The following is a 21,318-nucleotide window of genomic DNA, read 5'->3' as shown; positions in this document are numbered from 1 at the left end:
CGCGTCCGACCCCGAACGGCGGACCGCCGAGTTCGACGAAGACGCCTACTGTGGAGGCATGCAGCGGAGGATCTTCGGCATCGAGACCGAGTTCGGGGTGACCTGTACCTTTCACGGGCAACGCAGGCTCTCCCCGGACGAGGTTGCCAGATACCTGTTCCGGAAGGTCGTTTCGTGGGGCCGTTCCTCGAACGTTTTCCTGCGCAACGGCGCGAGACTCTATCTGGACGTTGGTTCGCACCCCGAGTACGCCACGGCCGAGTGCGACGATCTCGTCCAGCTCGTCACCCATGACAAGGCGGGTGAGCGCATACTGGAGGATCTGCTCACCGATGCCGAGCGGAGGCTGGCCGACGAGGGTATCGGCGGGGACATCTTCCTGTTCAAGAACAACACCGACTCGGCGGGCAACTCCTACGGTTGCCACGAGAACTATCTCGTGGGGCGTTCGGGGGAGTTCTCCCGCATCGCCGACGTGCTGTTGCCCTTCCTCGTCACCCGACAGTTGATCTGCGGCGCGGGCAAGGTGCTGCAAACCCCCCGCGGCGCGGTCTACTGCCTGTCCCAGCGGGCGGAGCACATCTGGGAGGGGGTTTCCAGTGCCACCACCCGTTCCCGCCCGATCATCAACACCAGGGACGAGCCGCACGCCGACGCGGAGCGCTACCGCAGGCTGCACGTTATCGTGGGCGACTCGAACATGTCCGAGGTCACCACCCTGCTGAAGGTGGGCACCGTCAACCTGGTGCTGGAGATGATCGAGCAGGGCGTGCAGTTCCACGACTTCAGTCTGGACAACCCGATCCGCGCGATCCGGGAGATCAGCCACGATCTCACCGGAAGACGCCCCGTGCGGCTGGCCGGTGGCCGCGAGGCGTCCGCGCTCGACATCCAGCGGGAGTACTACGGCCGCGCGGTCGAGTACGTGGCCCGTCGCGGTTCCGACCCCATGACGGACCGGATCATGGACCTGTGGGGCAGGGCGCTGGACGCCGTGGAGTACCAGGACTACTCGCTGATCGACCGGGAGGTCGACTGGGCCATCAAACATCGCCTGCTGGAGCGCTACCGCGACAAGCACGGACTGGAGCTGTCCAGCCCGCGCATCGCGCAACTCGACCTGGCCTACCACGATCTGCGACGCAACCGGGGTCTGTTCGAGATGTTGCAGCGCAAGGACCTGGTGGACCGTGCCACCAACGACGGTGACATCGAGGCGGCCAAGGACACCCCGCCGCAGAGCACCAGGGCCAAGCTCCGCGGCGACTTCATCGCGGCGGCCCAGACGGCGGGCAGGGACTTCACCGTCGACTGGGTGCACCTCAAGCTCAACGACCAGGCGCAGCGGACAGTGCTGTGCAAGGACCCGTTCCGTGCGGTGGACGAGAGGGTGGAACGTCTGATCAGCTCGTTGTGATTCGTTCGTGTCCGATCCGCGTGGCCGGACGCGTCGAGGCTGCCGCGACGGAAGGGTGGGCATGGACTATTCGGAGTACCGCGAACACGACGGGGTGGGGCTGGCCGAGCTGGTCTCCAGCGGTGAGGTCTCCGCGACCGAGCTGCTCGACGCCGCCTTCGACCGCTATGAGAAGGTCAACGACCGCATCAACGCGGTGGTCCGCACCGACCGGGTGGCCGCGGGTGAACTGGCGAGCGGGTTGCCCGCCGTTGGTCCGCTCGCGGGGGTCCCGTTCCTGCTCAAGGATTTGAACCAGGAGTTGGCAGGGCACACTTCCAGCGCGGGGACAGCCGCGCTGGCGCGGGTGGCGGCACCGGAGACCGCCGAGGTGGTGCGCCGCTGGCTGAACGCGGGGCTGCTGCCGTTCGGACGCACCAACACCCCCGAGTTCGGCGCCAAACCGGTCACCGAGCCCGAAGCCTTCGGACCCTCCCGCAACCCGTGGTCGCCGGATCGTACTCCGGGTGGTTCCTCGGGCGGCTCGGCGGCCGCGGTCGCCGCCGGGATCGTGCCGGTGGCCGGGGCCAGTGACGGGGGCGGGTCCATCCGGATCCCGGCCGCGTGCTGCGGCGTCTTCGGGCTCAAACCCGGGCGTGGCCTGGTGCCCGCCGGACCCGTGCGTGCGGAGAACTTTCACGGTGCCGCCTCGGACGGTGTGCTCTCGCGTACGGTTCGGGACAGCGCCGCCGCGCTGGACGCGATCGTGGGAGCCGATCCGGCCGGTCCGTACTCACCCGCTGTGCCCCACAGGGACTTCACCACCGAGATCGCCTCCGAACCCCCTCGGCTACGTGTCGGTTTCACCTCGCAGTCGGCGCTGGGACGGCCGCACCCCCACGCGACCGAGGCGTTGAGCGACGCCGCCCGGTTGTTGGAGTCACTGGGGCACCACGTGGAACCGGTGAGCTCACCGGTGGATCTCGACTCGCTGGCCGTGGACTTCCTGCGTGCCTGGTCGGTGAAGCTGGCGGCCTCGATCGACGACGCGGTGGCTGCCACCGGGGCGTCGGAAACCTCGTTCGAGCTGGACAGCAGACTGCTCGCCGCGGTGGGGCGCATCATCAGCGGCCCCGAGTACAGTGCGCTGCTCGACCGTTGGCACGGCTACACGCGCAAGCTGGCCGAGTTCCACCGCGACTACGACCTGCTGTTGACTCCCGGACTCGCCGGGCCACCGGTACGCGTGGGTGAGCTCGCGACCGGTGGGCCGCTGCGCGCGGCAGGCAAAGCCGTGCTCGGGCTGGGGCTGGGGAGAATGCTGCGTGCCAGCGGCATGGTGGACCGAGTGGCTCGGGAGAACCTGCGCCACGTGCCCTACACCCAGCTGGCCAACATCACCGGCAGGCCGGCCATGTCCGTTCCGCTGTACTGGGACCCCGACGGGCTGCCGCTCGGTGTGCAGTTCGTGGGGCCGTTGGCGGGTGAGGGGGTGCTGTTCCGACTGGCTGCGCAGCTGGAGCGTGCGCGGCCCTGGGCTCGGCGCGAACCACCGCTGTGACCGGCGGGTCTTACGTGCCTCGGTCGCCCGAGCGAGCCGGGTAGTCTGGAATGCATCCAGATTTCCCGGTGGAGGTTCGGGCGCACCGTTTCATCAGGTCACGACGTCGGCCCGCGAACGTGACCGCCGTTACCGTCGCTAGACTCGGGACAGTGGGCATTCCGCGCGCAGAACGCCTGGTCAACCTGGTGCTGTGTCTGCTGTCGACTCGCCAGTACCTCACCGCGGAGCGAATCAGGGGGATCGTTCCCGGTTATTCCGACGCTGCCAGTGACGAGGCGTTCTATCGAACATTCGAACGTGACAAGGCCGAACTCCGCGACCTGGGCATACCGCTCGAGACCGGGCGCAACTCGGCCTTCGACGGTATCGACGGCTACCGGATAGCGCGCCGTGACTACGAGATCGGTGATATCGCGCTCGAGTCCGACGAGGCCGCCGCCGTGGCGCTGGCCTCCCGACTCTGGGAGGCACCCGAATTCGGCACCGCCGCGCGCGGTGCCCTGCACAAGCTGCGTGCCGCCGGTGTCGATGTCGACGACAGCGCCGCCGGACCGATCGAACCCAAGGTGCGGGCGGACGAACCGGCCTTCTCTCCGCTGCTGCTCGCCGTACGCGAAGGACGGCCGGTGACCTTCGACTATCGCAGACCCGCCAGCAGTTCCGCGCAGCCGCGAACCGTGGAACCGTGGGGAGTGGTGTCCTGGTGCGGCCGGTGGTACGTGGTCGGCCACGACAGGGACCGGCAGGCCGCGCGTTGTTTTCGGCTCTCCCGCATCACCGGGGAGGTGTGCGCCTTCGGCGCGCGGGGGCAGGTGAACCGCCCCGAGGACGTTGACCTGATGAGTCTGGTCACCGGTTTCGAGTCGACACCACCACCGCGAACTCCGGTGCTCCTGTGGGTGGCGAGCGGACGTGCCCAGGGGGTGCGGCGGGACGCGGAAGTCGTCGCCGAGCGTGAGCTGGACGGCGTCGCGGGTGAGGAGCTGCGTCTCGAACTGAGCTATCCCGAATCGGCGACGGGGTGGCTCGCGGGCTACGGCCCCGATGTGGTGGTCCTGGAACCGGAAACGCTGCGGAAGTCCGTCCGCGAGGCACACCTGGCGACGTTGCAGACCCTTCGGGAGGGAGATCGGTGAGCAGCACGAGTGAGCGGCTGCCTCGGTTGCTCGCGATGATTCCGTACCTGATCAACAGGCCGGGAATCGAGGTGACCGAGGTCGCGTCCGATTTCGGGGTCAACGCGCAGCAGATTCGTCGGGATCTCGAGCTGCTCTGGATGTGCGGCCTGCCGGGCTACGGCCCCGGGGATCTGATCGATCTGTCGTTCAGCGGGGACACCGTCACGGTGGTCTACGACGCGGGGATGCGCAGACCGCTGCGCCTGACCGGTCAGGAGGCCACCTCACTGCAGGTGGCGTTGCGTGCGCTGTCCGAGACACCGGACATCGCCGACACCGACGCGGTGCGCAGGGCGTTGGTGAAGGTCGAGAACGCCGTGGGCGCCGCGCGACGCCAAGGTGTCGTGGTCGGGTTGGCGGACGAGTCCCGACCGGTGGCCACCGAGGTGGGCTCGACCGTCGAGGAAGGCACCAGACTGGGCAACGCGCTGCACATCAGGTACTACACCGCCTCCAGGGACGAGATCACCGAACGTACGGTCGACCCGATGCGGTTGGTGCTCGTGCAGGGGCACAGCTACCTGGAGGCCTGGTGCCGGCGCGCGGGTGGGGTACGGCTGTTCCGGCTGGACCGGATCGACGACGCCGAGGTTCTCGACGAGCCCACGCGTCCCCCGGCCGAGGCGACCAGCACCGACCTCTCGGGAGGACCGTTCCGCCCCGCGGAGCCGCAGCCGAGCGTCGAACTCGAGCTGCGTCCCGAGGCCCGCTGGGTTGCCGAGTACTACGCCGTCGACGAGCTCACCGATCTACCGGACGGCTCCACCAGGGTGACGCTGCGCTACTCCGACCGCGCGTGGTTGGTGCGGCTGGTGCTCGGACTGGGCGGGGGAGGAAGGATCCTCGCGCCCGCGGAACTGGCGACCGAGGTTCGACAGCGCGCGGACGAAGCATTGGAACGGTCGCTTCACCCGCTGTCCACCTGAGGGCGATACGGTGTCACCGTGCCGTACGCGTTGATGGTGGGACTTGTGCTGGTGGCCTTGATCGCCCTGATCCCCGTGGTGCTGACCACGCTCCGCTCGGTTCGCCGCGCGCGGTCCGCATACACCCGGGTGTCCGGTGAGCTGTCCGACCGGCTCGGTCTGCTGCGGGCACGCGGTGCCGGAATCGGAATCGCCCTGAAGCGTCATTGATCCGATCGAACCTGTCGAAACCGGCCTCGTCCGGCGTAATATCCCCGTTGCAGCAGGCTTGAGAAGAGGTGTACAAGCATGAGTTTCCCCGGTGGTTGGGAGCTGGTCCTCATCGTCGGTGTGTTGGTGTTGCTCTTCGGAGCCGCCAAACTGCCGCAGCTGGCCAGGTCGCTCGGTCAGTCCGCACGGGTCTTCAAGGCGGAGACGCGTGGTATGAAGCAGGACGAGCAGGCCGCGTCCTCCCAGGGCGATTCCGAACGGAGCGATCCGCAACAGCTCACCACGGGTGAGCAGCACTCGACCGGGTTCACGGCGACCAGCGCGGAGCGGTTGAACGGCGAACGGCCGGCCGAGGACAAGCACCGCAACGACGCCACGAACTGACGCGGGGGCTGTGACGGTGGAAGGCAGTCGGCTTCGCCGCCTCAACCCGTTCGGGCGTGATCGCACCAAGTACAGTCGCCGCCGGAACCCCGACGGGACCATGACACTGGTCGATCACCTCTACGAACTGCGCTACCGGTTCGGGGTGGCCCTGCTGGCGGTGATCATCGGCGGGATCTTCGGTTTCTGGTGGTTCTCCCACCAACTGTTCGGGCTGCCGAGTCTCGGTGACTTCGTGACCGGACCGTACTGCTCGTTGCCCTCCGACATGCGGCTGAGTCCGAACGACAAGTGCCAGCTCATGCAGACCCGTCCCTTCGAGGTCTTCATGATCCAGCTCAAGGTCGGCCTGTCGCTGGGTGCGGTGCTGCTGAGCCCGATCTGGTTGTACCAGTTCTGGGCGTTCATAGCGCCCGGGCTGCATGCCAGGGAACGCAAGTTCGCCAGGGTTTTCGTGGGCATCGGCAGTCTGCTTTTCGTGGCGGGGGCCGCGCTGGCCTACTTCGTCGCCCCGAAGGGACTCGCCTTCATGTCGGGCTTCGGCGGTGGATCGTTCTTCACCGCGCTGACCGGCGGGGAGTACATCAACTTCGTGCTGCTGATGCTGTTGTTCTTCGGTATCAGCTTCGAACTGCCGCTGGTCATGGTGATGCTGAACCGGGCCGGTGTCGTGAGCTACGTCAAGCTGCGCAACTGGTGGCGTGGCAGCGTGTTCACGTTGTTCGTCTTCGCCGCCATCGCCACCCCGGGGCAGGATCCGCTGTCCATGCTGGTACTGGCCGCGGCCCTGTGCACGCTGTACGGATTGGCCCTGCTGATCTGCCGGGCTCACGACAACTCCAAGGCGCGCAAGCAGGCCTCGGCGCAGCAGGTCGACCCCGATCAGCCGTCCGAGCTGGATACCCGGCCCTCCGAGGTCGATGTCGGTGGTCCGGCCAGATCCGGTGTCGAGGAGGACGACGCGACCTGACCGCTCCCCCGGGCGGCCTCGGTGTCAGCATGGTGGACACGTTCACGGCCGAGATATGAAAGTCTGGGAGAGTGGCTGACAGCCGTATTGAAACCACGGAGACGAGCGCCGGGTCCGCTGATCCCGCGGCGGCGTACGCCGCGCACCAAGCGCGGAGTGCGCATCCGAGACTGCGGGCCTTCTCGATCGACCTGTCCTTCGAGCTGGATCCGTTCCAACGGACCGCCTGCCAGGCGCTCGAGGACGGGCACGGAGTGCTCGTCTGTGCGCCCACCGGCGCGGGCAAGACCGTTGTCGGCGAGTTCGCCGTCAACCTCGCCCTCGCCGGTGGGCGCAAATGCTTCTACACCACGCCGATCAAGGCGCTTTCCAACCAGAAGTACACCGACCTGTGCGAGCGTTACGGCACGGGTTCGGTCGGGCTGCTGACGGGCGACACCTCGATCAACGGCAGCGCCCAGGTGGTCGTGATGACCACCGAGGTGCTGCGCAACATGCTCTACGCGGGTTCCAGCAGCCTGGACGCGCTCGGCTACGTCGTCATGGACGAGGTGCACTACCTCGCCGACCGTTTCCGGGGTGCGGTCTGGGAGGAAGTGATTCTGCACCTGCCGCAGCAGGTGCAGGTCGCCAGCCTCTCGGCCACGGTGAGCAACGCCGAGGAGTTCGGTGAGTGGCTGGTGGAGGTGCGCGGTGACACCACGGTGGTCGTCGACGAGCACCGACCTGTCCCGTTGTGGCAGCACATGCTGGTGGGCAACCGCATGTTCGACCTGTTCGGCGGCGAGGACGAGAACCGCGAACTCAAGATCAATCCCAATCTGCTGCGGCACACCCGTGAACTGGGGCGTACCAGGGAGCCTCCCGGCAAGGTGCGTCGTGGCCGGGACGGTAAGCGGCGCGTGCAGAATCGGGGTGGGAAGTTCTTCCAGCCCTCGCGGGTGGACGTGCTCAGCCAGCTCGACGAGGCCGAGCTGCTGCCCGCCATCGTGTTCATCTTCAGCCGTGCGGGGTGCGATGCCGCCGTCGGCCAGTGCGTTCGTTCCGGTCTGCGGCTGACCAGCGAGGAGGAGCTGGACGAGATCCGCGCGGTGATCGACGAGTACACCAGTACCCTGCCCGAGAGCGATCTGGACGTGCTCGGGTACTGGGAGTGGCGGGAGGCCCTCGAACGGGGTGTCGCCGCCCACCACGCGGGACTGCTTCCCGCGTTCAAGGAAACCGTCGAGGAGCTGTTCGTCCGCGGTCTGGTCAAGGCGGTGTTCGCCACCGAGACACTGGCGCTGGGCATCAACATGCCCGCCCGCACCGTGGTGCTGGAACGGCTGGTGAAGTTCAACGGGGAGTCGCACGTCGATCTGACTCCCGGCGAGTACACCCAGCTCACCGGGCGTGCCGGGCGTCGGGGTATCGACGTGGACGGGCACGCCGTGGTGCTCTGGCAGCCGGGTATGGATCCCGAGCAGGTCGCGGGGCTGGCCTCCACGCGTACCTATCCACTGCGTTCCTCGTTCCGGCCCGGATACAACATGGCCGTCAACCTGGTCGGACGCCTCGGGACCGAGTCGGCCCGGGAACTGCTGGAGCAGTCGTTCGCCCAGTTCCAGGCGGATCGTTCCGTGGTGGGGCAGTCCAGGCGGGTCGAACGCAACACGGCCGCCCTCGACGGCTATGCCGAAGCCATGCACTGCGACCAGGGTGATTTCGCCGAGTACTTCGATCTGCGGCGTCGTATCTCCGATCGGGAGAAGGAACTCGCGAAGCAGAACAAGGCCGCCAAGCGTGCCGAGGCGGCCGAGTCGCTCGAGAAGTTGCGCAAGGGCGACGTGATCACGATTCCGTCCGGCAAGCGCTCCGGGCTGGCCGTGGTGGTCGATCCGGGGCTGGATCCGATGGGCGAGGCACGACCGCTGGTGGTGACGGAGGACCGTTGGGCCGGAAGGGTCTCGGTCGCCGACTTCACCAATCCCGTCGAACCCCAGGACAGGATCAAGCTGCCCAAGTACGTCGACGTCCGCTCGCCCAAGTCGCGGCGCCAGCTCGCGAACACGCTGCGGGAGAGCGGGATCGCTCCCGTGGGCAAGCGCCGTGGCGGCAAGGGCTCCTCGGCCGGTGACGACCGGGAACTGGCCAGCCTGCGCCGGGCGATGCGGTCGCATCCCTGCCACGGCTGCGACGAGCGCGAGAACCACGCCAGGTGGGCGGAGCGCCACGAGCGACTGCGCCGCGAGACCGAACAGATCAGGAACAAGGTGGCCGCCACGACGAACTCGTTGGTGCGTTCCTTCGACCGGATCACCGCGTTGCTCGGGGAGCGTCACTACCTGGATCCGCACAGTCCGGACGATCCGGTCACCGACCACGGCAAGCGGTTGGCGCGGCTCTACAGCGAGTCCGACCTGCTGCTGGCCGAGTGCCTGCGCGTGGGCAAGTGGCGTGCGCTGCAACCGGCACAGCTCGCCGCGGTGGTCTCGTCGCTGGTCTACGAGTCCAGAGGCGACGCGCCGATGGTTCCGGAGGTCCCGCCGGGGGCGGTGTCCGAAGCCGTTTCGGCGACCTGGGAACTCTGGGCGGAGCTGGAGGACGACGAGCGCAGGCACAAGCTGGACCGCACCCGGGAACCCGACGCGGGATTCGCCTGGCCGGTGTATCGCTGGGCCAGGGGGGACTCGCTGGAGAAGGTGCTGACCGCGTCCGCCTCAGCGGGACACGAACTCTCCGCGGGGGACTTCGTGCGCTGGTGCAGGCAGGTGATCGACCTGCTGGACCAGATCCGCGAGGTTCTCGGCCGGGAGGATCCGGTCGGTTCGGCCGCGAGCAAGGCGATCAACGGGATTCGGCGGGGCGTGGTGGCCGCGGGCTCCGTGTGACCTGCCAAGGGAATCCGCGACCGGGTGGCTCCGTGGTCGGTGAACCGCGGTCTCCCGGAGCGGAGCGGGTCGCTCCGCTCCGGGAGAAGCCCACCTCTGATCAGTCCTCTTCGATTGTGGTTGGATCGGATCCCGACGTCGGCCGAGCCGATGCGAGCTGACCTCCGTCGAAAGGCGCACATGAGCAACCCCTACGGCTCGTCGCCGCACGGGCAGCCGGACGAACGGCATCACTACGGGCTGTCCGGCTCACCCGGCGTCGGCTTCGAGCAGCGGGCTGCCTCTCCGGCGAGGTCCTTCGGCGGGGACCTGCGGGGTTCTCCGTGGGACCGTCCCCCGGGCAGTGGGATCGGCTCCGGTGCCCCCGAGGGGCGGCGCCGACGCCGCGCGTGGCCCTGGTTACTCGGGTCCGTGATTCTGCTGTCCGCGCTGGTGGTTGCCGTACTGGGATTCGTCACCCCCGGCTGGTTCCACCGCACCGTGCTGGAGGCCGATTCGGTGCAGCAGGGGGTGCGCCAGATCGCGCGGGACTCCTACGGCGTGGACGGTATCGAGTCGGTCACTTGCCCCAAGGGGGAACCGGTGCGCGCCGGACACAGTTTCACCTGCGAAATGCGGGTCGGCGGCGTCACCAAGAACGTTCGGGTCGTGATCCGGGACGAGAAGGGGACCTACGCGGTCGGCAGACCCGACTGATTGTTCCCGCACGTTCCCGCTCGTTCGAGTGCGTGCTCCTCGAACGAGCGGGCGGTACTCCGTGAGCCTCGTCAAATCATTCGACCGTGTGGAGCATCGGCGGCATCATGAAGGCGTGATCGAGCACGATGTCAGGCTGTTGGCGGAATCCGAGTATCGCGCCGCGCACGATCTTTTCCGAGCCGCGCTGCACATGCCCGCCGCGAGCGATGCCGCTTGGCGACGGATGGCGCCTCCGTACGAGGTCGGCCGGGTCTGGGGAGATCACCTCGACGGTGAGCTGGCCGGAACCGCGATAGCGTTTCCCGCTTCGGTGGTGCTGCCGGGTGGGGCCGAGTTGTCCGCCGCGGCCGTGACGGCCGTCGGTGTGCGAGCGGACCGGACCCGGCGGGGTGTGCTGACCCAGCTGATGCGTGCCCAGCTGCACGAGACGTGGCGACTCGGTGAGCCGTTCGCGATGTTGCACGCCTCGGAGACGGCCATCTACGGACGTTTCGGCTACGGGATCGCCACCAGGGCACGCACGGTTCGCCTGGAGAAGACGGCCGCGAAGCTGCGTGCCAGCGCTCCCGGCGGTGGCGATGTGCGACTGGTCGATTCCGAAACGGCCGGTCGACTGCTCCCCGAGATCTACCGGAACCTGCCCGCCGGGCCGGGTGCGATCGCTCGTCCGCAGGCATGGTGGCAGACCCAGCTGCGGCGGGACGGTACGAGTGAGGAACACACCTCGACGGCTGTGCACCGCGACGCGGCGGGCAACGACGACGGGTTCGTTCGCTGGACGACGCACAGCAACGACTACAGGTTCGGTGACGGACGCACCACGCTACGGGTGCTGGACATGCGGGCGGCCGACTCGGCCGCGTCCTGTGAGCTGTGGCGGTTCCTGCTCGGCATCGACCTGGCGGACGAGGTGGTGGCGATCGAACGACCGCTCGACGAGCCGTTGGAGTGGTGGTTGACCGACAGCAGGCAGTGCCGGGTACGAGACGTCTACGACGATCTGTGGGTTCGTCCGGTGGACGTCGACGCCGCCCTGCGGGCGCGTGACTACGCCGGATCCGGCGCAGTGGTGCTCGAGGTACGCGATGCCACGCTGCCGCACAACGAGGGCCGGTACCTGGTCGGTCCCGAAGGGGTCGAACGCGGTACCCGCGAAACGCAGCTGAGTCTCGACGTCGCCCAGCTGGCGCCGCTGCTGTTCGGCGAGGTCGAGCCCTCCACCCTCGCGGACGCGAACCTGCTCGCCGTGCACGATCCCGCAGCGCTGCCGGTGGCCGACGCGCTGTTCGCCACGCGGGGGCACGCCTGGTGCGGCACGCACTTCTGATCGAAGTTTTCCGGTCGGGTCGTCGGGTCGGCTCGGTCCCGCTCCGTGCGGGACTCACTCCCGCAACGCGTCGAGCAGCCGGTCCACGGTGCTGCCGAGCCCCCATTCCCGTTGCAGCCCGCGAACCCGATCGATGTCGACGGCGGTAGCGAGTCCAGCGCTGGAGGGCCCCGCGTTGGAGGGCCCCGCGCTGGAGGGCCTCGTATCGTGGGGCAGGGCGTCGGAGGGCAGGCTGTGGATCACCGGGGCGTCGGACACGGTGTTGACCACCGTCGGTGCGGCGTCGAGGTAGTCCGCGGCCTCCGACAGCTTCTCCCGGTTGCGTTTCGTCAACCCCTGATCCCCGGCATCGGCCGCCGCACGCAGTTCGGTCAGCGAGCCGAATCGCGTGATCAGTTTGGCCGCCGTCTTCTCCCCGATCCCGGCCACACCGGGCAACCCGTCCGAGGGATCTCCGCGCAGCATCGCCATCTCGGCGTAGGCCCGCCCCGCGTTCTCGGTGGGCAGCTCGTACCGCGCTGCCAGCTCCACCGGACCGTAGTCCTGCGCCTTGGCCAGTCCGCCACCGATGTAGACGACCCGGCAGGTGGTGGGGGACTCCCGCACGAGTTGGAACAGATCGCGGTCGCCCGTGATCACCTCGATCGGATCGGTGTCCTCCCGCGCCACCAGCGTCGCGATCACGTCGTCGGCCTCGTAGCCCTCGGCCTCGGCGGTGTCGATGCCCAACGCGGCGAGCAGGTCCAGAATCACCGGAACCTGCGGTTCCAGCGTGTCGGGAACCGCTTCCTCCGATGTGTCCGTCCCCGCCGTCCCGTCCGCCGTTGTTCCGGGCTCCGGAGCGGGTTCGGCCACCCGGTGTGCCTTGTACGAGGGCAGTGCACGCACCCGGAAGTCGGGGCGCCAGTCGTTGTCCAGACACGCCACGATCCGGCCGGGCGCGCGCTCGGTGAGCAGTTTCGCGAGCATGTCGCAGAATCCGCGTACCGCGTTCACCGGAGTTCCGTCCGGAGAGGTCAGCGACTCCGGTAGCGCGTAGTAGGAGCGGAACCAGATTCCGGCCGAGTCGAGCAGCATCACCGATGACTTCACGGCGCCCAGCTTGGCACGCCTCCGGTGCGGCACACCGTCCGGTACGATCAAATCACCAAGAAAACTTGGCAGAGTTTTCTTGGTGATTTACGGTGTGCCGGGTGACCGAAGGACACAGCTACGAGCTCGACGCGGCCGGACTGCGGGCACTGGCTCACCCGCTGCGGATCCGGATCCTCGCCGAGCTGCGTGCCGAGGGCCCCGCGACGGCCACCCAGCTCGCCGAGCGCTTCGAGCAGCGCTCGGGAACCACCAGTTGGCACCTGCGGCGACTCGCCGAACACGGCTTCGTCGAACAGGACACCGAACGCGGCAACCGCAGGGAACGCTGGTGGCGGGCCACGCACGCCGAAACCGCGTTGCGCCCCGAGAGGTTCAGCGCCGACGCCGAACTCGGTCCCGCGCTGAGCACCCTGCTGCACGAGATAGCCGCCAACCACCACCGCGAACTCGCCGGATTCCTGGCCAGACTGCCCGAGTGGTCCGAGGAGTGGATCGAGGCCTCGGAACTGTCGGACTGGCAGCTTTCCCTCTCACGGGACGAACTGGCCGAGTTCACCGCCGAAGCCGGTCGACTCGTGGAACGTTACCGCCGCGCCCCCGCGGCGGGTGACGAACCGGTAATGGTGCAGCTGCGCGCCTTCCCACGAGGGGAGCGGCGGGAATGAACCGCTTACGGTTACTGGTGCTGTGGCTGTCGACCGGCACCGTCAGTGCCGCCAGCGCGGCCGGATTCGTGGCTATCCCGTGGTTCGTGCTCATGACCACGGGAAGCGCCGCGAACGTGGGTATGGTCACCGCGGCCGAACTCGTGGGAATGCTGCTCGCCACCGCGCTCAGCGGCCCGCTGATCGACCGCGTCGGGCCGGCACGGACCGCGCCGCTGGCCGATCTGGCCGCCGCGCTTTGCATCGGCGCGATTCCGCTGGCGGAAACCACCACAGGTCTCACGCTCTGGTCGCTGATGTCGCTGGCAGGTGCGTTCGGAGCGTTCCGCGAACCCGGCCAGACCGCTCGCCGGGTCGCTGTCCCGGAACTGGTCGGCAACGCCGGGGTGGCGATGGAACGCGGTGCGGGAGGGATGGACGCCGCACTGCGGGCGGGACACCTGTCGGGGGCGCCGTTGGCGGGCGGAGCGCTCGCGCTGTTCGATCCGCCGGGTGTGCTGTGGATCGCCACCGCCGTGATGACGCTCTCCGCGCTGCTGGTCGCCTACGCCGCGCGCGGCGTGACCACATCGGAATCAGCGGGGCAGGACACATCCGAGGGGTTCGCGCGCCGATTCGCCGCCGGGATCGGTTATCTCCGTCGCGACCGGCTGATCACCTGGATCATGGTACTGCTGTTGCTGACGAACACCCTCGACCTGGCGTTGACGGGAGTACTGCTCCCGACCTACTCGGCGCGGATACTGCACGACTCGCTGGCACTCGGGGTGCTGGTCGGCGCGTTGGGCGGCGCCGCGCTCACGGGGAACCTGCTGTTCACCTGGCTCGGCGCGCGGGTGCGACGTCGGAGGATGCTGTTCACGTTCGCGTTCGCGCTGGGACCGATCCCGCCCCACCTCGCGATGGCCGCGGGGTCCGGATTCGCGGTGCTTTTCTGCGTGGTGGTCGGGTGCGGACTGGTCGCCGGAATGATCAACCCGATCCTGGCCGCCGTGAGCTACGAGCGAATCCCGGCCGAGCTGCGCGGACGCGTGCTGAGCCTGACGACCCTCGTGGCACAGGGCGGTACACCGCTCGGGGTGTTGTTCGGCGGACTGGCGGTGGAGGGGCTCGGGCTGCGTACCACCCTGACCTGCACGGCCCTGCTCTATCTGGTCGCGTTGGCGATACCGGTCCTCGGTGGTGGTTGGCGGGAGATGGACCGTCCTCGAACTCGGCCGACGGCCGAGGAGGTGGTCGTGGGAAGTACACCGCACGGCGGGCAGGAGTTGGTGGATTCGTCATCTCCGGGTTGTGGTCGGCAGACCGAGGACCGGGGATGGTGAGCGTGTCGGTTCCGGAGCGCTTCTCTCCCTCCCGTTGTGCGCTCCGGAACCGTCACGTCGCTCTCGTACCGTCGGAGACGTGGCGCCCGTGGTACGAGTCGCCGGAAGCCTCCGCCCCGGTGCGGTTTTCTCGGCACCCCGGCCAGCCGACCTCCCCGTAACCGGGACACTTAGAGTTGGGCCATGTCCACCGTTGCAACGAAGCAGGACCCCACAGTGCTCTCGGCGCGGCTACAGCACGCGGCCGAGAAGGCCGCAGGCGCGGACATCGACGCGCTGCTGATCTCGCCCGGCTCCGACCTCGGTTACCTCATCGGGGTGGACGGTGAGTCCTTCGAACGCCTCAGCTGCCTGGTGCTGCCCGCGGCGGGCAGCACGGCTTCGCCCGTGCTGGTCGTTCCCAAACTCGAGGAACTCGGTTACTCCGAGGTGCCCGCGCGGGAACTCGGGCTGGAGATCGTCACCTGGGTGGACGGGCAGGATCCACACGGCATCGTGGCGGATCTGCTGCGTCGTGACGGTGCCACCCCTTCCCGGGTGGGTGTGGCGGACGTGATGCCCGCCCTGCACACCCTGCCGCTGCGCACCGCCCTGCCGGAGACCGAGCAGGTGCTGGCCAACCCGGTGCTGCGCGCCCTGCGGATGCGCAAGGACCCCGCCGAGATCGACGCCCTGCGCGAGGCCGGCGCCGCCATCGACCGGGTACATGCCCGGATGGGCGAGTTCCTGCGAGTCGGTCGCACCGAGGCCGAGGTGGGCGCCGACATCAGCAGGGCGATCCTCGAGGAGGGGCACGCCGAGGCCGAGTTCGTGATCGTCGGTTCCGGCCCGAACGGGGCCAGCCCGCACCACGCGCTTTCCGACCGGGTGATCCGGGAGGGCGACGTGGTCGTGGTGGACATCGGCGGCCCCATGCCCAGCGGCTACAACTCGGACTGCACCCGCACCTATTCGCTGGGCGAGCCGCGGGACTCCGACGTGCGTGACACCTACGAGGTGCTGCACGCCGCCCAGCGGGCCGCCGTGGAACGGGTGCGCCCCGGAGCCACGCCCGCCGAGGTTGACGCCGCCGCCAGGGAACCGATCGCCGCTGCCGGCTTCGGTGACTACTTCGTGCACCGCACCGGGCACGGCATCGGTCTGGACGTGCACGAGGAGCCCTACATCATGGGGGGCAACGAGATCGCGCTCGAACCGGGAATGGCGTTCAGCATCGAGCCGGGCATCTACCAACAGGGACACTGGGGTGCCAGGATCGAGGACATCGTCGTGGTCACCGAGCACGGTGTCGAGAGTGTGAACAACCAGCCGCACGAGTTGGTGGTGCTGCCGACGTGACAGACCGGAATGCCGCGCAGAGTTCCGAACTCGAGGCGACCGATCGGGCCATTCTCCGCGAACTGCTCCGGGACGGGCGGTGCAGTTTCACCGATCTCGGCGAGCGGGTCGGGCTCAGCGTCTCGGCGGTGCACCAACGTGTCCGGAGGCTGGAACAACGCGGAGCGCTGCGCGGTTACACGGCCAGGGTGGACGGAGAGCAGATCGGGCTGCCGCTGACGGCGTTCATCTCGCTCACCCCGATCGACCCGGCGGCTCCGGACGACTATCCACAGCGGTTGGAGCATCTGCCGGAGATCGAGTCCTGCTTCTCGGTGGCCGGTGACGAATCCTACATCCTGCAGGTTCGGGTGGCCTCGCCGCTGGCGTTGGAGGATCTGCTGCGGCAGATCCGCGAGTCGGCGAAGGTTTCCACCCGGACCACCGTGGTCCTGTCCACCCCCTTCGAGAATCGCGCCCCGGAACTTTAGGGGGGATTCGCGTCCCGGTCTGCCGGGATGGGCGCTTGGCGGAACCTCCCGTGCGGCTCTCGCTTCGGGAGACCCGACATCGGGTAGTTACTACACAACGTCGGGCCTTCCTCGCGAGAGCCGCACGGGAGAACCCGCGGCGGTGCCGGTGGCGCGGGTGGTAGGAGTTCGGCCTGCGAGGGTGGTCGGAACGCTGCCTGCGGGGGCGTTGGGGGTCGGCGCTGGTGGTGGCGAAGAGCTAACGGAATTCGAGTTCGGGTGAGTACAAGTGCGACACGCCGGAGAACGGCGTGTCGCACGGTAGGAAGATCGCCGGAAATTCCACTACCGTAATCGGGTGGCACGCAATACGATCTACGATCAGTTCGCGGAAGCCTACGCCCTGCACTCCGAACACAGCCCGGCCAATGCCTACTACGACCGTCCGGCCGTACTGGACCTCGCCGGCGACGTAGCCGGCAAGCGAGTGCTCGAACTCGGATGTGCCGCCGGTGTGCTGTCCGAGCAGCTCGTCGAACGTGGCGCCGCGGTGTTCGGAGTGGACCGCGAGCCCAGGATGGTCGAACTCGCCCGTCGCAGACTCGACGGTCGCGCCGAGTTCGACGTGGCGGATCTGTCCGAACCGCTCGATCTCGTCACCGATTCCAGCACCGACCTGGTGGTGGCCTCCCTGGTGCTGCACTACCTGGCGGACTGGGAACCGTTGTTGACCGAACTCAACAGGTGCCTGGTGGCCGATGGCGAGCTGGTGTTCTCGGTACATCACCCCGCCGCCGACTGGCAGTGGTTCGGACGTCCCGACTACCTGCGTACCGAACTGGTCACCGAGACGTGGCCGGTGGGCGGGCAGGAGGTTTCGGTGTCCTTCTACCGCAGACCCCTCTCGGCGGTGTTCGAGCAACTGCACCGCTCCGGCTTCGTGGTCGACACCATCGGTGAACCGCGTCCGCTGCCCGAGCTCAACGAGCTCTCCCCCGACGCGTACGTGGAACTGAGCAGCAAACCCGTGTTCCTGTTCGTCAAGGCATTCAAGGTGGGGTGACGGTGTCCGAGCTCTCCCCCGGGAGCGGTTCGGCGGTGTTTCCGTCGAGCGGAGCCACGCGCAGGGCTCCGTCGCCGGTGGTGACGCACTCCGCCTGTTGTCTACCGGACGGCAGGAAGTCCTCGAGGCAACCCGCTATGCGCTCGTATCCGGCCGCGTTGGGGTGAAACGACTCCTGCATCGCGTGCGGGGCGCGTTCGTCGTGCTCCAGATCCTGCCAGTCGACTGCGAGGCGGCGGAACCATTCCGTGTCCGCCGATTCGCTCGGTGTGGTACAGGCCTCGTGCCCGTACCCGGCGCGTGCGAGGTCGAGGAACCGCACGTCCTGTTGCTCGGCCACCTCGCGCAGTCCCTCCGAGAGTTGCGGGACGGCAGTGTCGCGGACCCAACGCACGTCGACGGTGCGTAACGGACAGCCGGACAGTCCTCGCAGATCCGGGCGAATGCCCGGCGCGACCGGGGAGGCGTAGGACTGCAGCACCAGCGAGTAGCTGTCCCGCGAGTAGCCGGCGCGGCGCATGACGTTCTTGATGTCGGCCAGCGCGTCGGCGACCTTGGGCCGCATCTCCGCCACGCGGTCGGGCCACTCGTCCCGCAGCCGCCGCGAGCAGCCGCCCGAACTCTTGGTGAACCACGCGCGGACGCAGGCGTTCAGCACACCCACGAAATCGGGTTCGTTGTTCGCACCGACAGCCACCACGATGTCGGTGATGCGGTATCGCTCGGCGAGCCGTGCGAGCTGGCCCGCCTGCGAGGGCCTGCCGTCGTCCGAACCGGAGTCGAGGCCGACGGTACCCGCTTTCGCACCGGAACAGGCGAGGTTGAAGCGTTTCACATCGGTAGGCAGCCGCAGTTGGTGCACCATGGCCTCGGAGGAGCGGTGACACCAGTTGCCGTCGCGCCCGTCGGTACCGGGGAGGTAATCGCCCGCACCCTCGCCGGAGATCGTGCTGTCGCCCAGGGTGACCACCGCGCGGGGCAGTTCCGGCTCCGGTGGTTGTGGTACCTGCACCGGTCTGTCGCTGACGAGCAGCACCAGTGCGAACACGCTTCCGACCAGGAACAGGGTGATCAGTTTGGCTGTGCGTGTTCGCATCACCCCCGAAGTCTATGGCCCCGTGGGTGGTGGGTGGCACGGTGCCCGATCCGAGTTCGGGTAACGTTTCGGACACCACCGTCCCGACTCGCCGCCGGCCGGTTCCGGAGGTGGGGCGGCGTGGGACGAACCGGGCCTCGGGAGTAATTCGGTTTACTCGCGCGTTGTTGTCTGCAGAAGGTTCTGTTAGCGGAGGTGCCAGCGCGACGTGCCGATACTGATCCTGCTGCTCGTCGGGTTCGCCGTCGAGGTCAGCGTACTTGTTCTGGTCGGTCAGCTCATCGGGGTTTTTCCCACTATCGGGTTACTGCTCGCCGGTGCGCTGATCGGATCCTGGTTGCTGCGCCGTGAGGGGCGCAGGACGCTGCGCGAGTTCTCCGAGGCGGCCCGGTCGCGCCGGCCCCCCGAGCGTGAGATCTCGGACGGCGTGCTCGTGAGTGGCAGCGGATTCCTGATCATGATCCCCGGCCTGATCAGCGATCTGTTCGGTCTGCTGTTGCTGTTGCCTCCGGTCCGTGCGGTACTGCGAACCCGGATGCGGCGCAGCGCCGAACGCAGGCAGCGGTTGATGCGGGAACGCATGGCCGGTTTCGGTCCTGCCGGTTTCGACTCCGCGGCGTTCGGTCCGGACGCGTTCACCGCCCCCGGTTTCGGAGCCGGTCGTGGGCAGTCGACCGGTAGCGGTGACGAGGACGTGATCGACGGCGAGGTCATATCCGTCTCGGAGGACGACGATCACGAGCGGTACGATCACGGTTCCAATCCGCTCCGCCGGGGTGGAACCGACGAGGAAGACGACCAGGACCGGCGACAGTCCTGAGTGGGTCGGCTGTGGTCGGGCGAGTACAAGCAGCGGGTTAAGCTACTCGGGGGCGACCGCGACCGACGGCCACGAGCCGTGACGGTAGTGCCGCACGGCGGTACGGCCGGATACGCGACTCGGAACACGCCGAGTGACGGTCGGGCGGTTCGCGCAGGTTGCACACGCGAGGGTGAACTACAGGGGCCAGGTCCGATACATGTCCGACACCACGCTCTTGCTCGGCGGGCGAATCCATTCGCCGGGCAATCCGGACGCCACCGCGATGGCCGTCAAGGACGGCACCATCGCCTGGGTTGGCACCGACACGGTTGGCCGTGCGTTGCATCCGGACGCCGACATCGTCGAGCTGGACGGCGCGTTCGTGGCGCCTGCCTTCGTGGATTCGCACGTGCACGCGACCTCGAGCGGTCTGTTGCTCAACGGACTCGACCTCACGGGGTGCGCCTCGCTGACCGAGTTCCTGCACGCGCTGCGGGACTACGTGGCCGAGCACCCCGGCAGGCTCGTCTGGGGGCACGGCTGGGACGAGAGCTGGTGGCCCGAACAACGTCCTCCCACCAGGGCCGAGGTGGACGAGGCCGCCCGCGGGGCTCCGGTCTACCTGTCCCGCATCGACGTGCACTCGGCGCTCGTCTCCAGCGCGCTGCTCGACCGGGCGCCGTTGGCGAAGGGGGCCGAGGGCTGGGACGAGCAGGGGCCACTCACACGCGTCGCGCACCATCACGCCCGCAGCGCCGCGCGGGAATCGCTCAGCCCGCTGCAGCGCAGGGAGGCCCAGGCCGCTTTCCTGCGTCACGCGGCCTCGCAGGGCATAGCCAGTGTTCACGAATGCGCGGGACCGGACATCTCGGGTGCCGACGATCTCGCGGATCTGATGATGCTCTCCAGGCAGGGCGGGGTTCCCGAGGTCGTCGGCTACTGGGGGGAACTGGGGGCACTGGAGACCGGGCGAGAGCTCGGGGCCAAAGGGCTCGGGGGCGATCTGTTCGTGGACGGTGCGCTGGGGTCGCGCACCGCGGCGCTGCGGGAGCCCTACACCGACTCGCCCACCACCTCGGGAGTGCTCTACCTCGATGCCGACGCCATCGCCGAGCACCTCGTGGACTGCACTCGCAACGGTGTGCAGGCCGGTTTCCACGTCATAGGCGATGCCGGGGTCGCCGAGGTGGGTGAGGGGTTCCGACGTGCCGCCCGAGTGGTCGGCACCCCGGAACTGGCGGGCAGCCGGCATCGACTGGAACACCTGGAGATGATCGACGGTGAGCTCGCCGGCGAATTGGCGGGCTACGGAGTGGTGGCCTCGGTGCAGCCCTGCTTCGACTCCTCGTGGGGTGGCACCTCGCGGATGTACGCCAGCAGGCTCGGCCCGCGGCGGGGTGCGAGGTTGAACCCGTTCTCCGAGCTGGCCTCCAGTGGTCTGGTGCTCGCGTTCGGTTCCGACGCTCCGGTCACCCCCCTCGGCCCCTGGGAGGCGATCCGAGCCGCCGTGCACCACCGGACCGAGGGCTTCGGCATCTCCCCGCGGGCCGCGTTCAACGCGCACACCAGGGGCGGTTGGCGAGCAGCGGGAGTCGACGACGGCGTGACCGGAACCCTTGTTCCGGGAGCCACGGCCACCTACGCGGTGTGGAACGTCGACGAGTTCGTCTCACCGGTGCAGGACTCGCGCGTACGTCGCTGGTCGACCGATTCCCGTTCCGGCGTTCCCGACCTGCCGGACGTGTCCCCCGAGGCGAGACTGCCGCGTTGTCTGCGCACCGTGCTGCGCGGTGAAACCATTCACCAGCGCGACCCCGGGGACGAGGACCAGTGAGCCGTCGGGATCACTGACCGGGCGGTACCGGAGCCGGGAGCCCGCCGCCCTGTTGCCGTGAGCGTCGCCACCACCACGCGTGTTCGGGGGAGCGTACCGGCGGAGTAGATTCGCCCCGTGTGCCGCC

19 protein-coding genes are annotated in these 21,318 nt (G+C 68.4%); 17 read left to right on the top strand and 2 right to left on the bottom strand.

What is annotated here, in order from left to right; all coding sequences use genetic code 11:
• Nucleotides 1-58 precede the first annotated feature (58 nt).
• From pafA to BM394_RS02890, 10 genes are all read left to right on the top strand, one after another.
• Complete coding sequence (pafA, locus tag BM394_RS02935) at nt 59-1,417, top strand: Pup--protein ligase (RefSeq protein WP_043574844.1); 1,359 nt, start codon at nt 59-61, stop codon at nt 1,415-1,417.
• 61 nt (nt 1,418-1,478) lie between these two features.
• On the top strand, nt 1,479-2,957 hold the full coding sequence (locus tag BM394_RS02930; protein ID WP_092973395.1) for an amidase: 1,479 nt from the start codon (nt 1,479-1,481) through the stop codon (nt 2,955-2,957).
• A 152-nt stretch (nt 2,958-3,109) separates the two neighbouring features.
• The gene (locus BM394_RS02925) at nt 3,110-4,096 is read left to right on the top strand and encodes a helix-turn-helix transcriptional regulator (RefSeq protein ID WP_092973393.1); all 987 of its coding nucleotides are present in this window, start codon (nt 3,110-3,112) and stop codon (nt 4,094-4,096) included.
• Nucleotides 4,093-5,064, top strand: coding sequence for a helix-turn-helix transcriptional regulator (locus BM394_RS02920; RefSeq protein WP_092973391.1), 972 nt, complete (start codon nt 4,093-4,095; stop codon nt 5,062-5,064). Before BM394_RS02925 ends, BM394_RS02920 begins: the two co-directional genes overlap by 4 nt.
• An 18-nt stretch (nt 5,065-5,082) precedes the next feature.
• Nucleotides 5,083-5,274, top strand: coding sequence for a bacteriophage holin (locus BM394_RS02915; RefSeq protein ID WP_092973389.1), 192 nt, complete (start codon nt 5,083-5,085; stop codon nt 5,272-5,274).
• A 78-nt stretch (nt 5,275-5,352) separates the two neighbouring features.
• Nucleotides 5,353-5,658, top strand: a complete 306-nt coding sequence (tatA, locus tag BM394_RS02910; RefSeq protein ID WP_092973387.1) for a Sec-independent protein translocase subunit TatA — start codon at nt 5,353-5,355, stop codon at nt 5,656-5,658.
• A 100-nt stretch (nt 5,659-5,758) separates the two neighbouring features.
• Entirely contained in the window at nt 5,759-6,628 is an 870-nt protein-coding gene (gene tatC / locus BM394_RS02905; RefSeq protein WP_175529929.1) for a twin-arginine translocase subunit TatC, read from the top strand.
• A 71-nt stretch (nt 6,629-6,699) separates the two neighbouring features.
• Nucleotides 6,700-9,498 carry a DEAD/DEAH box helicase gene (locus BM394_RS02900; RefSeq protein ID WP_175529928.1) on the top strand — a complete coding sequence of 933 codons (2,799 nt, stop codon included), beginning with the start codon at nt 6,700-6,702 and terminating at the stop codon, nt 9,496-9,498.
• A gap of 180 nt (nt 9,499-9,678) precedes the next feature.
• On the top strand, nt 9,679-10,194 hold the full coding sequence (locus BM394_RS02895) for a DUF4333 domain-containing protein (protein WP_165400653.1): 516 nt from the start codon (nt 9,679-9,681) through the stop codon (nt 10,192-10,194).
• Between the two features lie 115 nt (nt 10,195-10,309).
• Nucleotides 10,310-11,524, top strand: coding sequence for a GNAT family N-acetyltransferase (locus BM394_RS02890; protein ID WP_092973383.1), 1,215 nt, complete (start codon nt 10,310-10,312; stop codon nt 11,522-11,524).
• Nucleotides 11,525-11,578: 54 nt separating this feature from the next.
• Here BM394_RS02890 and BM394_RS02885 read toward each other — a convergent pair whose 3' ends face one another.
• Nucleotides 11,579-12,601: a 5'-3' exonuclease H3TH domain-containing protein gene (locus BM394_RS02885; protein ID WP_092973718.1), complete on the bottom strand. Its 1,023-nt coding sequence runs from the start codon at nt 12,599-12,601 to the stop codon at nt 11,579-11,581.
• A 116-nt stretch (nt 12,602-12,717) separates the two neighbouring features.
• Between BM394_RS02885 and BM394_RS02880 the strand changes: the two genes are divergently transcribed.
• The 5 genes from BM394_RS02880 (at nt 12,718) to BM394_RS02860 (ending at nt 17,459) form a co-directional block, all read left to right on the top strand.
• Complete coding sequence (locus tag BM394_RS02880) at nt 12,718-13,284, top strand: ArsR/SmtB family transcription factor (RefSeq protein WP_092973381.1); 567 nt, start codon at nt 12,718-12,720, stop codon at nt 13,282-13,284.
• Nucleotides 13,281-14,609, top strand: a complete 1,329-nt coding sequence (locus BM394_RS02875; RefSeq protein WP_092973379.1) for an MFS transporter — start codon at nt 13,281-13,283, stop codon at nt 14,607-14,609. Before BM394_RS02880 ends, BM394_RS02875 begins: the two co-directional genes overlap by 4 nt.
• A gap of 183 nt (nt 14,610-14,792) precedes the next feature.
• A complete protein-coding gene (locus tag BM394_RS02870; protein WP_092973377.1) occupies nt 14,793-15,947 on the top strand; it encodes a M24 family metallopeptidase in 1,155 nt (384 codons plus the stop codon).
• Nucleotides 15,944-16,417 (top strand): Lrp/AsnC family transcriptional regulator, encoded by a 474-nt coding sequence (locus BM394_RS02865; protein WP_092973375.1) that lies wholly within the window; start codon nt 15,944-15,946, stop codon nt 16,415-16,417. The genes BM394_RS02870 and BM394_RS02865 overlap by 4 nt, the downstream gene beginning before the upstream one ends.
• Before the next feature lie 337 nt (nt 16,418-16,754).
• Nucleotides 16,755-17,459: a class I SAM-dependent DNA methyltransferase gene (locus tag BM394_RS02860; protein ID WP_175529927.1), complete on the top strand. Its 705-nt coding sequence runs from the start codon at nt 16,755-16,757 to the stop codon at nt 17,457-17,459.
• Here the strand turns inward: BM394_RS02860 and BM394_RS02855 are convergent.
• Nucleotides 17,446-18,555: a GDSL-type esterase/lipase family protein gene (locus tag BM394_RS02855; RefSeq protein WP_092973712.1), complete on the bottom strand. Its 1,110-nt coding sequence runs from the start codon at nt 18,553-18,555 to the stop codon at nt 17,446-17,448. The two genes, BM394_RS02860 and BM394_RS02855, sit on opposite strands and share 14 nt — an antisense overlap.
• Nucleotides 18,556-18,763: 208 nt before the next feature.
• On the opposite strand from BM394_RS02855, the gene BM394_RS02850 reads away from it, so the two are divergent.
• Nucleotides 18,764-19,375 carry an FxsA family protein gene (locus tag BM394_RS02850; protein ID WP_092973373.1) on the top strand — a complete coding sequence of 204 codons (612 nt, stop codon included), beginning with the start codon at nt 18,764-18,766 and terminating at the stop codon, nt 19,373-19,375.
• Nucleotides 19,376-19,574: 199 nt separating this feature from the next.
• Nucleotides 19,575-21,191 carry an amidohydrolase gene (locus BM394_RS02845; RefSeq protein WP_092973710.1) on the top strand — a complete coding sequence of 539 codons (1,617 nt, stop codon included), beginning with the start codon at nt 19,575-19,577 and terminating at the stop codon, nt 21,189-21,191.
• Nucleotides 21,192-21,318: the final 127 nt, after the last annotated feature.

The sequence above is a fragment of the Actinopolyspora lacussalsi subsp. righensis genome, from assembly GCF_900116555.1.
GTDB lineage: Bacteria > Actinomycetota > Actinomycetes > Mycobacteriales > Pseudonocardiaceae > Actinopolyspora > Actinopolyspora lacussalsi.
The sequence above is the reverse complement of the archived record's forward strand: the minus strand, read 5'-3'. Positions and strand labels throughout refer to the sequence as shown.

Bases quoted from the DNA above. Each gene is read 5' to 3' on its own strand.
- pafA (WP_043574844.1), top strand. From the start codon at position 59: ATGCAGCGGAGGATCTTCGGCATCGAGACCGAGTTCGGGGTGACCTGT.
- BM394_RS02930 (WP_092973395.1), top strand. From the start codon at position 1,479: ATGGACTATTCGGAGTACCGCGAACACGACGGGGTGGGGCTGGCCGAG.
- tatA (WP_092973387.1), top strand. From the start codon at position 5,353: ATGAGTTTCCCCGGTGGTTGGGAGCTGGTCCTCATCGTCGGTGTGTTG.
- tatC (WP_175529929.1), top strand. From the start codon at position 5,759: ATGACACTGGTCGATCACCTCTACGAACTGCGCTACCGGTTCGGGGTG.
- BM394_RS02895 (WP_165400653.1), top strand. From the start codon at position 9,679: ATGAGCAACCCCTACGGCTCGTCGCCGCACGGGCAGCCGGACGAACGG.
- BM394_RS02885 (WP_092973718.1), bottom strand. From the start codon at position 12,601: ATGCTGCTCGACTCGGCCGGAATCTGGTTCCGCTCCTACTACGCGCTA.
- BM394_RS02875 (WP_092973379.1), top strand. From the start codon at position 13,281: ATGAACCGCTTACGGTTACTGGTGCTGTGGCTGTCGACCGGCACCGTC.
- BM394_RS02870 (WP_092973377.1), top strand. From the start codon at position 14,793: ATGTCCACCGTTGCAACGAAGCAGGACCCCACAGTGCTCTCGGCGCGG.
- BM394_RS02855 (WP_092973712.1), bottom strand. From the start codon at position 18,555: ATGCGAACACGCACAGCCAAACTGATCACCCTGTTCCTGGTCGGAAGC.
- BM394_RS02845 (WP_092973710.1), top strand. From the start codon at position 19,575: ATGTCCGACACCACGCTCTTGCTCGGCGGGCGAATCCATTCGCCGGGC.